The organism is Nocardioides sp. Kera G14 (assembly GCF_020715565.1).
In the GTDB taxonomy this organism is placed as follows: Bacteria; Actinomycetota; Actinomycetes; order Propionibacteriales; family Nocardioidaceae; genus Nocardioides.
The window spans coordinates 927,614-940,495 of the sequence record NZ_CP085839.1; the positions used below are offsets into that span (position 1 = coordinate 927,614).

Here is a 12,882-nt window from a genome sequence, read left to right on the forward strand (position 1 = left end):
CATGACCACCGCCATCGATCCCGCCATCGCCATGCAGGCGGGTGCTCCCCGCGACACCGGCCTGCGTGACCGGATCCGCGCCGTCGCGGACACCCTGCGCGAGGACGCCCCGGCGTGCGACGAGCTCGGCCGCGTCACCGACGTGACCGCCGACGCACTCCGTTCGACCGGCATCCTCAAGATGCTGCACCCCAAGGACTTCGGCGGCCTCGAGGGCCACCCCACGGAGTTCATGGAGGGTGTCATCGAGGTCGGCTCGCTCAACTCCTCGGCGGGCTGGGTCTCCGGCGTCGTCGGCGTCCACCCGCACGAGGTGGCCCTGGCCTCGCGTGAACTGCAGGAGGAGATCTGGGGGGACAAGGCCCCGCTGGGTCCCGAGACGCTGATCGCCTCGCCGTACGCGCCCGGCGGCACGCTCGTGCCGACCGAGGGTGGCTACATCTTCAACGGGCGCTGGGGTTACTCCTCCGGCAACGAGCTGTGCCAGTGGGTGACCATCGGTGCGTTCAAGGCCGATGCCGACGGTGTCGTGCGTGACCGCACCGCGGTGCACGTCGCCGTGCCGGCCTCCGACTACGAGGTCATCCAGGGCTCCTGGGAGGTCTTCGGCCTGCGCGGCACCGGCTCCAAGGACCTGGTCATCACCGACGCGTTCGTGCCCGAGCACCGGGTGATCGAGCTCGAGGCCGTGACCGAGGGATCGGCCGCTCCGGCCGCCGGTCGCGGTGACGCCCCGGTCTTCTACCTTCCGCGCAACGTGGTCTTCAGCGGTGCCGTCGCTGCAGCCACCATCGGCATCTCCAAGGGCGTCATCGACACCTTCGTCGAGGTCACCCGCGACCGCGAGGCGCGCCACGGCAAGGCCTCGCAGGACCCGTTCCAGCTCGCCGCCCTCGGGCGCGCCTCCGCCGAGGTCGACGCCTCGATCGTGCAGCACCTGCACGACATCGACCGCGCCTACGCCTACTGCCTGCGCGGCGAGGTCGTCCCGATGTGGCTCCGCGCCGAGATCCGGCGCAACCAGGCCGCGGCGGCCGACCGCGCCACCCGCGCCGCCGACTCGCTGTTCCGGATCACCGGCGGCGCCGGGATCCACGTCGGTAACGGCCTCGAGCGCCGCTGGCGCGACAGCCAGGCCGCGATGCACCACATCAGCAACCTGACCGAGCCCGTGTGGCAGTCATGGGGCCTTCTTCACTTCGGCCACCAGCCGCTGCCCACCGTCAAGTTCTGATGACCGCGCTGACCTTCGAGGCCACGTCGCGCCGCCTCACCGTGGCCGGCGTCGACCTCCACCTCCACGAGGCCGGCAGCGGTCCTCTCCTGCTGCTGATCCACGGTGGGGCGCCGGGCGCCTACGGCTGGGGCAACTTCGGCCAGAACCTCCCCGCGCTCGCCGCGTCCTACCGGACGGTGATCGTCGACCTCCCGGGATACGGCCGCTCGGAGCGGCTTCCCGAGTGCGCCGCCCCCTCCGGCAGGTACGCCGCCAACGCGGCCGTCTTCGCAGAGCTGGTCTGCGAGCTGGGCGAGACCTCGGCCCACGTGGTCGGTCTGGCGACGGGTGGCGCGATCGCGATGGCAATGGCGCTCGACCACCCCGAGGTGGTCGACCGGTTGGTGCTCGTCAGCTCCGCCGGCGCGCTCCCGCTCTTCACCCCCTCGCCGAGCGAGGGCCAGAAGCTCATCCGGACCTACTACGCCGGTGAGGGCCCCTCGCGCGACAAGATGCGCGCCTACCTGACGATGATGCTGGCCGACCCCGACCTGATCACCGACGAGCTTGTCGAGGAGCGCTACCAGGCCTCGCTGACCAAGGTGGACGACATCGGGTCGCCCGAGCAGCTCTGGGCACGGGTCGACGAGATCACCGCCAAGACGCTCGTGATGTGGGGCCGGGACAACCGCGTGCAGGGCTACGACAACGCCCTCTTCCTGCTGCAGCGGATCCCGGACGTGGAGGTGCACCTCTTCGGCCGCACCGGACTGTGGGTGCCCTTCGAGCGGGCGGCTCGCTTCGAGTCGCTGCTCATCGACTTCCTGGAGGACCAGTCGTGAAGATCAACGTCGGCGGAGTGACGATCTCCTATGAGGAGGCGGGCACCGGCACGCCGGTCGTCCTGCTCCACGGCTCGGGACCCGGTGTCTCGGCGAAGGCCAACTGGGGACGGACGATCACCGCCGTGGCGGACATGGGCTACCGCGCGATCGCTCCGGACTTCCTCGGCTTCGGTGAGAGCGACCGCCCCGAGGGCTACACCTACACCTCGTCGAAGTGGGCCGAGTCGGTCGCGGCGTTCCTCACGGCGCTCGACCTCGGGCCGGTGCACCTGGTCGGCAACTCGATGGGTGGCCGGATCGCGCTGACCCTCGCCGCCCGATCGCCCGAGCTGGTCCGCTCGCTCACGCTCATGGGTGTGCTGTCGCCGTCCGTGCCCCGGTCCGAGGCACTCACCAACCTGCGCGGCTTCGCGCCGTCCTACGACTCGATGCGCACCACCCTGCGCGACGTCTTCGTCGTCAACCCGGACATCGTCAGCGACGAGCTCGTCCAGGCCCGCTTCGAGGCCGCCTCGCGTCCCGGCGAGGCCGAGCACTACCGCGCCATGTTCTCGACCCCCGAGGCCAACCTGCTGCCGCTCACCGAGGACCAGCTCCGCGAGATCGCCGCTCCGGCACTCGTGCTCCACGGCCGCGAGGACAAGGTCGTCCCGGTCGAGAATGGCATCTCTCTCGGCATGCTCCTGCCTGAGGTGACCTCCGTCCTCGTGAGCAGCTGCGGCCACTGGGTGCAGGTGGAGCAGGCCGACCTCTTCGAGGCGCAGCTGAAGCTCTTCCTCGCCGGAGTCGACGCTTCATGACCGCCACTGCGACGAGGGCCACGGTCCCGGCCACGACGGCTGCGATCGCTGGCTTCGCGACCCGGCGTCGTACGGCGACGGAGGCGTCACTCAACACCGACGCAGTCGCCATCACGGTCCTCGACACCCTCGGCGTCGCGATCGCGGGCAGCACCACGGAGGCCGCCCGCGTCATCGCAGCCTGGGCCGCCGACATTCCCTCGGTGGGCGCAGCGCCGGTGTGGGGGACAGGCACGCGGGCCGCGCCGGCCGACGCAGCTCTCGTCAACGGCACGGCCTCGCACGCCCTGGACTGGGACGACGCGTCTCCGTCGGTGCCGATGCATCCCGGTGCCGTCCTCGTCCCCGCGCTGCTGGCCCAGGCGGTGACGACCGAGGTCACCGGTGCCCAGCTGGTCGAGGCCTACCACGTCGGCGCCGCCGTCTTCCGGGCCGTCTCCGAAGCCCTGCCCGTCAACGCCTCGGTCGCACGCGGATGGCACAACACGGCCACCTCCGGCCGACTCGCCACCGCGGCCGCGCTCGCCAACCTGACCCGCCTCGACACCGTCGCGACCGAGCATGCGCTCGGTCTCGTGGCCTCGATGTCGAGCGGCAGCGTCACCAACTTCGGCACGATGACCAAGCCGCTCCACGCCGGCCTGGCTGCGCGCGACGGCGTGGTCGCGGTCTCCCTCGCCGCGCGCGGCTTCACGGCCGACCGCACCCAGTTGGAGGACGTCCACGGCTTCTTCGCGCAGTACGGCGAGCGCCGCCCGGACCTCCTCGCCGCCCTTCCGGACCGGCTCGAGCACTGGTACGACGCCTGGCCGACCGACTGGTCGATCAAGCGCTACCCGTGCTGCTACGGCACCCACCACGCCGCGGATGCTGCCCTCGACCTGCGCGACCGGCTCGACGTCGCCGACATCGAGCGGATCGACGTGTCGATGTACGCCGCCGACTTCGGCATCCTCACCGTCGGCCGCCCGACGACCGGGCTCGAGGCCAAGTTCAGCCTGGAGTACGTCGTCGCCGTCGCGCTCCTCCGCGGAGCGGTGACCCTGGCCGACTTCGAGGACGCCGCAATTCCGGATCCGGCCGTCGAGGCGCTGCGGGCGAGGATCCACGTCGTCCCCGACGAGGACGAGCCGGCACGCTTCGCCAGCCTCCGGGTCACCCTGCGCAACGGCCGCGTTCTGCACACCCGGACCGACCTCACCCGCGGTGATGCCCGCAACCCGATGACACACGACGAGGTCCGGGCCAAGTTCGTCGGGGCCTGCCGCAGTGCGGGATGGCCCGAGGAGTCGGCCACCGACGCCGCCGATCAGCTGCTCGCGCTCGCGTCCCACGCGAGCGTCTCCCAGATGGTCGCCCGCCTGGGCGACCCGACACCACGAAGCGAAAGGACGACGCCATGACGGCCTCTGTGAGGAGCCTGGGCTACCTGAGGATCAACTCCACCGACCTCGACGCCTGGAAGGAGTTCGGCGAGAACCTGCTCGGCCTGATGGTCGTGGAGGCCACCGGCGAGCGGGTCCGCTTCCGCATCGACGAGTACGAGTACCGCATCGAGGTCCTCGCTGCCGACAACGACAACGTCACCACGATCGGCTGGGAGGTGGCCACCGAGGCCGACCTCGAGGAGCTCGTCAGCCGCCTCGAGGAGGCCGGCTACAAGGTCGAGCAGCTCGGCAAGGACGTCGCCAAGGAGCGCAACGTCACGCGACTGGCCACCTTCCGCGACCCCGACGATGTCCTCAGCCTCGAGCTGTACGTCGGGCTGAAGACCGCCAACGAGCGGTTCTACTCGACCAAGGGCGCCACCTTCGTCGCCGGTCGCGCCCTGGGGCTCGGACACGTCTTCCAGGTGGTCGGGGACGCGGAGAAGTACGACGAGCTCTACCGCACGATCCTCGGGTTCCGCCTCAGCGACTACATCGAGGTCCCGCCGAACCTCGAGGCGACGTTCCTGCACTGCAACCCGCGGCACCACTCGTTCGCCTACGTGGCGAACCCCAAGCGTCCGCTGGGCCCGGGGCACTTCATGGTCGAGGTCGACGATCTCGACAGCGTCGGCCGCGCCTGGCAGCAGATGCTCGACGAGAAAGCGCCGGTCATCCAGACCCTCGGCCGCCACACCAACGACAAGATGATCTCCGCCTACGTCAAGACGCCCTCCAACGTCGGCGTCGAGTACGGCTTCGGCGGCCTCCTCGTGGACGACGCGACCTGGACCCCCACTCGCTACGACTGGGCCCACTACTGGGGCCACGAGAAGCAAGCGCTCTGACGCGCGCGAAAGGGACCGACATGACTGAGCTGACGTACGACAACACCAGCCGATTCGTGGGCCTGCCGTCAGGCAAGGTGCACTACAACCAGGTCGGCGAGGGCCACCCGCTGATCATGCTGCACGGCAGTGGTCCCGGCGCCACGGGCTGGAGCAACTTCGGCCCCAACATCGCCGAGCTCTCCGAGCGCTTCGCCTGCTACGCCGTCGACATGCCGGGCTGGGGCGAGTCCTCGCCGGTGCCCGGCGATGAACGGGACCACGTGCAGACCGCTCTGGAGTTCATGGACGAGCTCGGTCTGGAGAAGGCCGCGTTCGTCGGCAACTCCATGGGCGGCCTGACCACGATCAACTTCGGGGTCCGGCACCCCGAGCGGCAGTCGCACTTGATCACCATGGGCGCGGGCGCCGTCGGCGTGAAGCTCTTCGGCTTCGGCGACGGGCCGAGCGAGGGGCTCAAGACGCTCGTCAGGGGCTACCGCGAGCCGTCGATCGAGACGATGCTCGACCTGGTCGACGTGATGGCGTTCGACGCCGGCGAGAACCGCGAGCGACTGGCCCGCGAGCGCTACGAGAGCCTGGCGGCGCACCCCGAGCACGCGACGAACTTCCTCAGCGGCTCCGGCAAGCGCGACTGGCCCTCGGAGGAGCAGCTCGCCGGAATCAGGAGCCCCGCGCTGCTGATCCACGGCCGCGACGACCGCGTCGTGTCCTATGAGAGCGGGCTCAAGCTGGTCGCCCTCATCCCGAACTCGCGACTGGTCCTGCTCAACCGCTGCGGCCACTGGGCCCAGGTCGAGCACGCGGCCGAGTTCAACCGCCTGGTCGCCGACTTCGTGACCAACAACTGACAGCCACACCCAGCCAGAGCCAGGAGCACCACATGAGCGAGGTACTGCAGCGCATCGAGAAGACGGGGCCCTTCCTCGTCGAGGCGGCCGCGGACTGCGAGGCCGCGGGACGGCTCACCGACGACGTGGCCGACCGCCTCCGGTGGACCGGCGTCACCCGGATGCTGCAGCCCTCCGACTTCGGTGGCGCCGAGGCGCACCCGGCGGAGTTCTTCGAGGCGGTGATGGCCGTGGGAGCGCACTCCGGCGCGGCCGGTTGGGTCTCCGGTGTCGTGGGCGTCCACCCGTGGGAGCTCGGCCTGGTCGACCCCTCGGTCCAGGAGCAGATCTGGGGCGAGGACGCCGACACCTGGATCGCGTCGCCGTACGCCCCCATGGGAACGGCCCGTCCGGAGGGCGATGGCTGGGTGCTAAGCGGCCGCTGGTCCTTCTCCTCGGGCACCGACCACTGCCAGTGGATCGTCCTCGGCGGCTTCGTGACCGACGCCGAGGGCCAGATCACGGACCGGTCCAAGGCCGTGCGCCACTTCATCCTGCCGCGCTCGGACTACACGATCGTCCCGGACTCGTGGAACGTCATGGGCCTGGAGGGCACGGGCAGCAACGACATCGTCATCGACGGCGCCTACCTGCCCGCGGAGCGGGTCGTCGATCCAGAGGCGCTGCCGGGGCGAGAGCGTCGCTCGGGCAACCCGCTCTACCGGCTCCCGCTGGCGACGATGTTCGCCGGCGCCATCACGGCAGGCACACTCGGTCTGGCCCAGGGCGCCCTCGACTCGTTCGTCGAGGATGCCCGCGTCCGCGTCGACTCCCGCGGCGCTTCGGCGTCGACCAACCCCTACCAGCTCTCGGTGCTGGGCGAGGCGAGCGCCGACATCGCCGCCAGCCGACTGCAGTTCCTCACCGACATCAACCGGGTCTACGACATCGCCGCCTCCGGTGCCGAGATCACTCCGGCGGTGCGCCTTGAGCTGAGACGCAACCAGGTCCGTTCGGTACGTCGTGCGATCGCTGCCGTGGAGAGCCTCTTCATCCACGCCGGCGGCTCCTCCCTGCGTCGCGAGCACGCGTTCCAGCGGTTCTGGCGCGACCTCCACGCGGCGGCCAACCACTCGAGCAACTCGGCCGAACCGATGTACCAGGGTTACGGGCTCAACCTCTTCGGCCAGCCGGTCCCGCCGGGCATCAAGTACTGACGGCAGGCGTCTTTACCTTTTGACCCGAAACCCTTCCGCTCCCTCACCGCAGGGAGCAGGATGACGCCTGATCTGACAAACGTGGGGGTGTCACGATCACCTCGGACACCCCTACCCATCGAAGGGTTCGGGCCTATGTCATCGATGCGACGACGCATCCTCCTCCTCGCGATCGCCCTGGTCGCCACCGTTCTCGCCCCGTTCACGGGGCTCTCGGCAGCCTCCGCGGCGAGCTACAGCTGCACGACGGTGGCCACCCTCAAGGCCGGCGCGACGAGCACCTACATCGGGTATGAGGTGCCGGCCGCGCCCGGCCTGACCACGTCCTGCCCCGACCTGTGGAGCGGCGGCCCCTCTGACGGGACGGTCTCGCTCCAGCGTCGGCTGGCCGGCACAACCGCATGGCAGACGATCTGGTCCGAGGATCTCGCGGGCTCCTCGAACGCGGCCGAGCCGAACGTCGCCGGCACTGCGCAGTACAAGTTGGTCTACTCGGGCGGCACGTACACGTCCGGATCGGATTCGGTGACGTTCTCGCCGTCGACGAGCGCGGTGATCACCATCGCCGCCAAGCGCCTGGTGACGGTCAACAGCAAGAAGGTCCGCGGCAACAAGCCGATCCCGGTCACATGGACGGCCGCCCCGGCCGCGCAGGGCATCGTCTACCTCAAGAAGAAGGGCAAGAAGAAGTGGAAGGTGGCCAAGCGCGTCACCGTCTCCCCGTCCGGTGTCCGATTCAAGCTGCGCGCTCCGGTCGGCACGAAGGTCCGCTTCTACATCCCGGCGACGACCACCATCCTTGCCTTCGACTGGACCACCAAGATCAAGCGCACCGCGTTCTGATCCGACCGGGACCGGTCATGTCGGTGAGCCCGATTAGGGTTGCCGGCATGGCCGGTCCCGATGCACTTCTCGATGCTCTCGACCCCGAGCAGCGCCGGGTCGCGGAGGCATTGCGTGGGCCTGTCCGCGTCCTCGCCGGAGCAGGCACGGGCAAGACCCGCGCTATCACCCACCGGATCGCGTACGGCGTCGCCACCGGCGTCTACGCCCCCTCCGAGATCCTCGCCGTCACGTTCACGACCCGCGCCGCGGGGGAGATGCGACAGCGCCTGCGCGGCATGGGCGCCGGCGCCGTCCAGGCACGGACGTTCCACTCCGCCGCCCTGCGACAGCTGCGCTACTTCTGGCCGCACGTCTACGGCACCGAGCTGCCCACGCTGATCGAGTCCAAGCTCCCGATCGTCGGCCTCGCTGCCCGCCGGCAGCGCCTCGCCACCGACCAGGCGACCCTGCGCGACCTCGCGTCCGAGATCGAGTGGGCCAAGGTCTCCAACGTCCATCCCGACGACTACGCCCGGATCGCACCGACCAAGGGGCGCAGCGTCGACGGCGTCGACCCGGCCACGGTGGGCAAGGTCTTCGCCGCCTACGAGGACGGCAAGCGGGGCCAGGGCCGGATGGACATGGAGGACGTCCTCCTCCTCAACGCCGGCATGCTCGCGGAGGACGAGCGCGTCGCCGCCCAGGTGCGCCGGCAGTACAAGTGGTTCGTCGTCGACGAGTTCCAGGACGTCTCGCCGCTCCAGTCGGCGCTGCTCGACCTGTGGCTGGGTGGACGCGACGAGCTCTGCGTCGTCGGTGACCCCGCCCAGACGATCTACTCCTTCGCGGGCGCGGACGCCGACTATCTCCGCACCTTCCACCGCAAGTACCCGCAGGCCACGTCGGTCGAGCTCGTGCGCAACTACCGCTCCACGCCGCAGGTCATCACCGTCGCCAACACGCTGCTCAAGGGCACCTCCTCGGCCGGGGTCGAGCTCAAGGCACAGCGCCCAGCCGGACCGGCGGTCGGCTACTTCGGCCGCTCCGACGAGGTCGCCGAGGCCAGCGCGGTGGCGGCCCAGATCAAGGCGTTGCGCGCCGATGGCCGGTCCTACTCCGAGATCGCGATCCTCTTCCGGATCAACGCCCAGTCGGAGGCCTACGAGGAGGCGCTCGCCGCGGCGGGCGTGCCCTACACGATCCGTGGCGCAGCACGCTTCTTCGACCGGCCCGAGGTCCGCGAGGCGATCACGCGCCTGCGCGGTGCCGCCCGCGGTTCCTCGGACGCCGACTCCGAGCCCATGATCGAGACCGTCCACGCGACGCTCGCCGCTATGGGCTGGACCCAGCAGCCACCCACGGCGCGCGGCCAGGTCCGCGACCGTTGGGAGTCGTGGCAGGCGCTGATCGACCAGGCCGCCGCCTTCGCCGCGGGAGGGGGGGCCTTGGGCCAGTTCGTCGACGACCTCGACCGTCGCGCCGCGGACCAGCACGCGCCCGTCGCCGAGTCCGTCACGCTCGCGACCTTCCACGCCGCCAAGGGACTGGAGTGGGACTCGGTCTTCCTCGTCGGTCTCCAGGACGGCACCCTGCCCTTCTCCTACGCCCTCGAGTCCCCGGCCGCGATCGAGGAGGAACGTCGCCTGCTGTACGTCGGCATCACCCGCGCCCGCCGCGACCTGGCGCTCTCCTGGGCGGCCGCCCGTCAGCCGGGCGGGAGGGCCTCGCGCAAGCCGAGCCGCTTCCTCGACCCGCTGCTGCCGGCCAACGCCCGACCGGAGACCGCGGCTCCCAAGGCGCGGGGCGCCCGGATGTGCGGCACCTGCGGCCTCGTGCTCGGCACCAACGCCGAGCGACGGATGGGCCGCCACGAGCACTGCGAGCCGCTCTACGACGAGGCGCTCTTCGAGCGGCTCAAGGAGTGGCGCACCCGCACCGCCGCTCACATCGAGAAGCCGGCGTACATCGTCTTCTCCAACCACACGCTCGAGAAGATCGCCGAGCACCGGCCGACCTCGCTGGTGCAGCTGCGCCGCGTCGAGGGCATCGGGGAGACCAAGCTCAACGACTACGGCGACGAGGTTCTCGCCATCGTCGAGGAGCACCTCGCGCTGCAGTCCTGACGGCTCGGCAGAATCTTTTCAACAAATGGCAATAAATGGTTTGCACCCTTTGATTCGAGCCTCATAGGGTCAGTCTCATCCCGTTGAAATGCGCGTCGATCGCGCTTTATCTCGCCGAAGGAGGTGGCCCCATGAAGAAGACCCAGATCGTGATCGCGATGGCTGATGTCAAGCCGTCGCACAACGTCGTGTCCGCTCTCGGCGCCGCCTCCCTCCGTCGCGAGGGCCGCAACGCCTTCTGGACCGGCACGACGACTCCCTCGGGTTCTTCCACCTGGAGCCCACTGATCTCCTGACACAGAGACGATCAGCAGCCTCCAGGCCGCGGAACCCGAACACCGGGATCCGCGGCCTTTTCGTTTCCCTGGCCAACGCGGGCCCGACCCCATTCACGACATAGAAGCGCACATCGAAGGAAGAAGAAGGAGGAGTCATGACCACCAGCGTTCTCGACCGCACCCACCAGGTGTTCGAGGCTGGGCTCGCCACGGGCGAGGACCCGACCCTGGGTCTCTTGCACGCCGAGGCGGACAAGGTCAGCCGCGAGCTGCTGCCGTGCCGGGTCAACAACCCGGAGCTGTGGTTCGCCGAGTCACCGAGTGACGTGGAGGAGGCCAAGGCGCTCTGCACGGACTGCCCGGTGCAGGCGCTCTGCCTCGACGGCGCCCTCAGCCGTCGCGAGCCGTGGGGCGTGTGGGGCGGCGAGCTCTTCCTCTCCGGCGTGGTGATCCCGCGCAAGCGGCCCCGCGGCCGCCCCCGCAAGGACGCCGCCGCGTGACCCGTCCGACCAGTTTTCCGATCCAAGCTTCAACGACCGTTCAGGAGTACCGAGATGGACCTCATCCATGAGGACCTGGCACGCGCCCACTGTGCCGCGCGCCTGGAGGAGGCACGAGCCGAGCGACGCTCCCACGAGATCGCCCGCGCCCGTCGCCTCAGCCGCAAGGCCGAGAAGGCCGCCCAGCAGGCGCGCCTCGCGCTTGCCCGCGCCCTGTGAGCCCGGGTCCATGCCACGCATGACCGCTAACGTCAGCTGACATGGAGATCACCTGGCTCACCGCCACGATCGACCTTCCCGACGAGACCTTCGGTCAGGGAAAGGCGTTCTGGGGCGCAGTGACGGGCTACCGCCCGAACCTGCCGCCGTTCAACGATCCCAACTACGCCGTCCTGCAGCCGCAGGTGGGCACGCCCCACCTGTGGCTGCAGCGGCTCGGGAGCGACGACGAGGCAGACCCACGGGTCCACCTCGACGTCTCCGTCACCGACCTGTCCGCCGCGGTCTCCCATGCCCAGTCGGTCGGCGCCCGGCTCGTCACCCGGACGTCACACGCGATCATGGAGTCGCCCGGACACGTGCCCTTCTGCCTGATCCCGCGCGACTCCTCGCAGGAGGCCCCCGAGCCGGCGCCGCCCGTGGCCTGGCCGGGCGGCCGCTCGCGCGTCGACCAGGCCTGCCTCGACATCGGCAGCGCCGAGGACTGGGAGTCCGAGGTCGCCTTCTGGGGTGCGCTCACCGGCTGGCGGATCGACGCCGACGACCAGTGGGCCCGGCTGTGGACACCGAGCAGCTGGCCGCTGCGTGTCCTCCTCCAGCGCCGCCTCGAAGGTGACTCCACAGCTCACCTCGACGTCTCGGCCGAGGACTGCCCGGCCGAGATCGCCCGTTGGGAGGCGCTCGGTGCCCGCACCGTCGGCGAAGGCCCGCGCTGGACCGTCCTCGACACCCCCGGCGGGCTCACCGCCTGCCTCACCCAGCGCGAGCCGGACAGCGGCCTGCTGACCGGCGCGGTGCCGCCCGACGCGATCTGACTCCGGGGCCGGTGTCTAGCCGAGCTCGTCGGCAAGCACGACGTCCCACGCGCAGCCGCAGTCGGGATGTCGCAACCACTCGGTGCGCACGGGAGCACCGACCGCGCTGACGGTCAGCGTCGCCGACCACGACGACGGCACGTCGCCATCGACCCACGCCAGCACCTCCCGCACCGCGAGCGCGAGCCCCAGCTGCGTCGTCACCGGTGAGGCGGGTGCGCTCGTGGCCGCCCGCGCCGCCTGGTCGACCACCCACGGCAGGCGCGGATCGGCCTGGCTCCGTGTCGCGTCGACACACCGCAGGCAGGCCGTCCGGCCCGGCACGACCAGGGGGCCGACCTCCCATCGGTCGGCAAGCACCGAGACCGGGAGCGTCGGATGCTGGACGCCGTCGAGGAGGTCCCGTCGGACCGGGCCTTCAGCGAGCAGCACCCCAAGCCCGCGACCGGCGGTGTCGGCACGCGAGTGTGCGTCCACCGACACGCCCTCGCCCGCCAGCAGCCCGAGGAAGGCCGCGGTCAGCGCCGTCGGCCCCGTGACCGTGACATCCGCGGAGGCACGGGCCACGGCACGGCTCGGCCAGGTCGGGCCGTGCAGTGCTGCCAGCCGCTGCTCCATGACCGTCGACGGCTCCGGCACCACGGCTCCGCCCATGGTCAGGTCTCGCAGCGCTCGCACCGCGGCCAGCTCGTCCGGCTCGGCCCAGGGACGACCGGCGTCCGTCAGGAGGTCGAGCAGGCGACGTACGGCGGGAACGTCGGGGACGACGACACCGTCAGGCCCGAAGCCGACCTGCAGCTCATGCTCGCTGCGCCGCACCGGCGCGAAGCCGGGGCGCAGCACGGGACGGGAGGTCATGCGCGGGAGGGTGCCACGGATCCGCCTGTGAGGATGCCCGTCATCCACAGGCGATGCGCCGGCCCAGAAACGCCGAACGGC

At 70.5% G+C, this 12,882-nt stretch carries 14 protein-coding genes; 13 read left to right on the forward strand and 1 reads right to left on the reverse strand.

Going from position 1 to position 12,882, the window contains the following annotated elements; translation table 11 throughout:
* Position 1: 1 nt before the first annotated feature.
* From LH076_RS04610 to LH076_RS04670, 13 genes are all read left to right on the forward strand, one after another.
* Complete coding sequence (locus LH076_RS04610; RefSeq protein WP_227782826.1) at positions 2-1,234, forward strand: acyl-CoA dehydrogenase family protein; 1,233 nt, start codon at positions 2-4, stop codon at positions 1,232-1,234.
* Positions 1,234-2,058 (forward strand): alpha/beta fold hydrolase, encoded by an 825-nt coding sequence (locus tag LH076_RS04615; protein WP_227782827.1) that lies wholly within the window; start codon positions 1,234-1,236, stop codon positions 2,056-2,058. Before LH076_RS04610 ends, LH076_RS04615 begins: the two co-directional genes overlap by 1 nt.
* Positions 2,055-2,861: an alpha/beta fold hydrolase gene (locus tag LH076_RS04620; protein ID WP_227782828.1), complete on the forward strand. Its 807-nt coding sequence runs from the start codon at positions 2,055-2,057 to the stop codon at positions 2,859-2,861. The genes LH076_RS04615 and LH076_RS04620 overlap by 4 nt, the downstream gene beginning before the upstream one ends.
* Entirely contained in the window at positions 2,858-4,264 is a 1,407-nt protein-coding gene (locus LH076_RS04625; RefSeq protein ID WP_227782829.1) for an MmgE/PrpD family protein, read from the forward strand. The genes LH076_RS04620 and LH076_RS04625 overlap by 4 nt, the downstream gene beginning before the upstream one ends.
* Positions 4,261-5,136: a VOC family protein gene (locus tag LH076_RS04630; protein WP_227782830.1), complete on the forward strand. Its 876-nt coding sequence runs from the start codon at positions 4,261-4,263 to the stop codon at positions 5,134-5,136. The genes LH076_RS04625 and LH076_RS04630 overlap by 4 nt, the downstream gene beginning before the upstream one ends.
* A gap of 20 nt (positions 5,137-5,156) precedes the next feature.
* Positions 5,157-5,987: an alpha/beta fold hydrolase gene (locus tag LH076_RS04635; protein ID WP_227782831.1), complete on the forward strand. Its 831-nt coding sequence runs from the start codon at positions 5,157-5,159 to the stop codon at positions 5,985-5,987.
* Positions 5,988-6,019: 32 nt separating this feature from the next.
* The gene (locus LH076_RS04640) at positions 6,020-7,183 is read left to right on the forward strand and encodes a hydroxylase (RefSeq protein ID WP_227782832.1); all 1,164 of its coding nucleotides are present in this window, start codon (positions 6,020-6,022) and stop codon (positions 7,181-7,183) included.
* A gap of 135 nt (positions 7,184-7,318) precedes the next feature.
* Positions 7,319-8,026 carry a hypothetical protein gene (locus LH076_RS04645; protein WP_227782833.1) on the forward strand — a complete coding sequence of 236 codons (708 nt, stop codon included), beginning with the start codon at positions 7,319-7,321 and terminating at the stop codon, positions 8,024-8,026.
* A gap of 47 nt (positions 8,027-8,073) precedes the next feature.
* Positions 8,074-10,131 (forward strand): ATP-dependent DNA helicase UvrD2, encoded by a 2,058-nt coding sequence (locus LH076_RS04650; protein ID WP_227782834.1) that lies wholly within the window; start codon positions 8,074-8,076, stop codon positions 10,129-10,131.
* A 131-nt stretch (positions 10,132-10,262) separates the two neighbouring features.
* Complete coding sequence (locus LH076_RS04655; RefSeq protein ID WP_227782835.1) at positions 10,263-10,427, forward strand: hypothetical protein; 165 nt, start codon at positions 10,263-10,265, stop codon at positions 10,425-10,427.
* Positions 10,428-10,564: 137 nt separating this feature from the next.
* Positions 10,565-10,909 (forward strand): WhiB family transcriptional regulator, encoded by a 345-nt coding sequence (locus LH076_RS04660; protein ID WP_321573730.1) that lies wholly within the window; start codon positions 10,565-10,567, stop codon positions 10,907-10,909.
* A 54-nt stretch (positions 10,910-10,963) separates the two neighbouring features.
* A complete protein-coding gene (locus tag LH076_RS04665; protein WP_227782836.1) occupies positions 10,964-11,128 on the forward strand; it encodes a hypothetical protein in 165 nt (54 codons plus the stop codon).
* Positions 11,129-11,169: 41 nt separating this feature from the next.
* Positions 11,170-11,943: a VOC family protein gene (locus LH076_RS04670; protein ID WP_227782837.1), complete on the forward strand. Its 774-nt coding sequence runs from the start codon at positions 11,170-11,172 to the stop codon at positions 11,941-11,943.
* A gap of 15 nt (positions 11,944-11,958) precedes the next feature.
* On the opposite strand, the gene LH076_RS04675 is transcribed toward LH076_RS04670, so the two are convergent.
* Positions 11,959-12,801, reverse strand: a complete 843-nt coding sequence (locus LH076_RS04675) for a hypothetical protein (protein ID WP_227782838.1) — start codon at positions 12,799-12,801, stop codon at positions 11,959-11,961.
* Positions 12,802-12,882 lie beyond the last annotated feature (81 nt).

Excerpts from the sequence above, each read along its gene's own strand:
- LH076_RS04610 (WP_227782826.1), top strand. The coding sequence starts at position 2 with ATGACCACCGCCATCGATCCCGCCATCGCCATGCAGGCGGGTGCTCCC.
- LH076_RS04615 (WP_227782827.1), top strand. The coding sequence starts at position 1,234 with ATGACCGCGCTGACCTTCGAGGCCACGTCGCGCCGCCTCACCGTGGCC.
- LH076_RS04625 (WP_227782829.1), top strand. The coding sequence starts at position 2,858 with ATGACCGCCACTGCGACGAGGGCCACGGTCCCGGCCACGACGGCTGCG.
- LH076_RS04630 (WP_227782830.1), top strand. The coding sequence starts at position 4,261 with ATGACGGCCTCTGTGAGGAGCCTGGGCTACCTGAGGATCAACTCCACC.
- LH076_RS04635 (WP_227782831.1), top strand. The coding sequence starts at position 5,157 with ATGACTGAGCTGACGTACGACAACACCAGCCGATTCGTGGGCCTGCCG.
- LH076_RS04640 (WP_227782832.1), top strand. The coding sequence starts at position 6,020 with ATGAGCGAGGTACTGCAGCGCATCGAGAAGACGGGGCCCTTCCTCGTC.
- LH076_RS04645 (WP_227782833.1), top strand. The coding sequence starts at position 7,319 with ATGTCATCGATGCGACGACGCATCCTCCTCCTCGCGATCGCCCTGGTC.
- LH076_RS04650 (WP_227782834.1), top strand. The coding sequence starts at position 8,074 with ATGGCCGGTCCCGATGCACTTCTCGATGCTCTCGACCCCGAGCAGCGC.
- LH076_RS04655 (WP_227782835.1), top strand. The coding sequence starts at position 10,263 with ATGAAGAAGACCCAGATCGTGATCGCGATGGCTGATGTCAAGCCGTCG.
- LH076_RS04660 (WP_321573730.1), top strand. The coding sequence starts at position 10,565 with ATGACCACCAGCGTTCTCGACCGCACCCACCAGGTGTTCGAGGCTGGG.
- LH076_RS04665 (WP_227782836.1), top strand. The coding sequence starts at position 10,964 with ATGGACCTCATCCATGAGGACCTGGCACGCGCCCACTGTGCCGCGCGC.
- LH076_RS04670 (WP_227782837.1), top strand. The coding sequence starts at position 11,170 with ATGGAGATCACCTGGCTCACCGCCACGATCGACCTTCCCGACGAGACC.
- LH076_RS04675 (WP_227782838.1), bottom strand. The coding sequence starts at position 12,801 with ATGACCTCCCGTCCCGTGCTGCGCCCCGGCTTCGCGCCGGTGCGGCGC.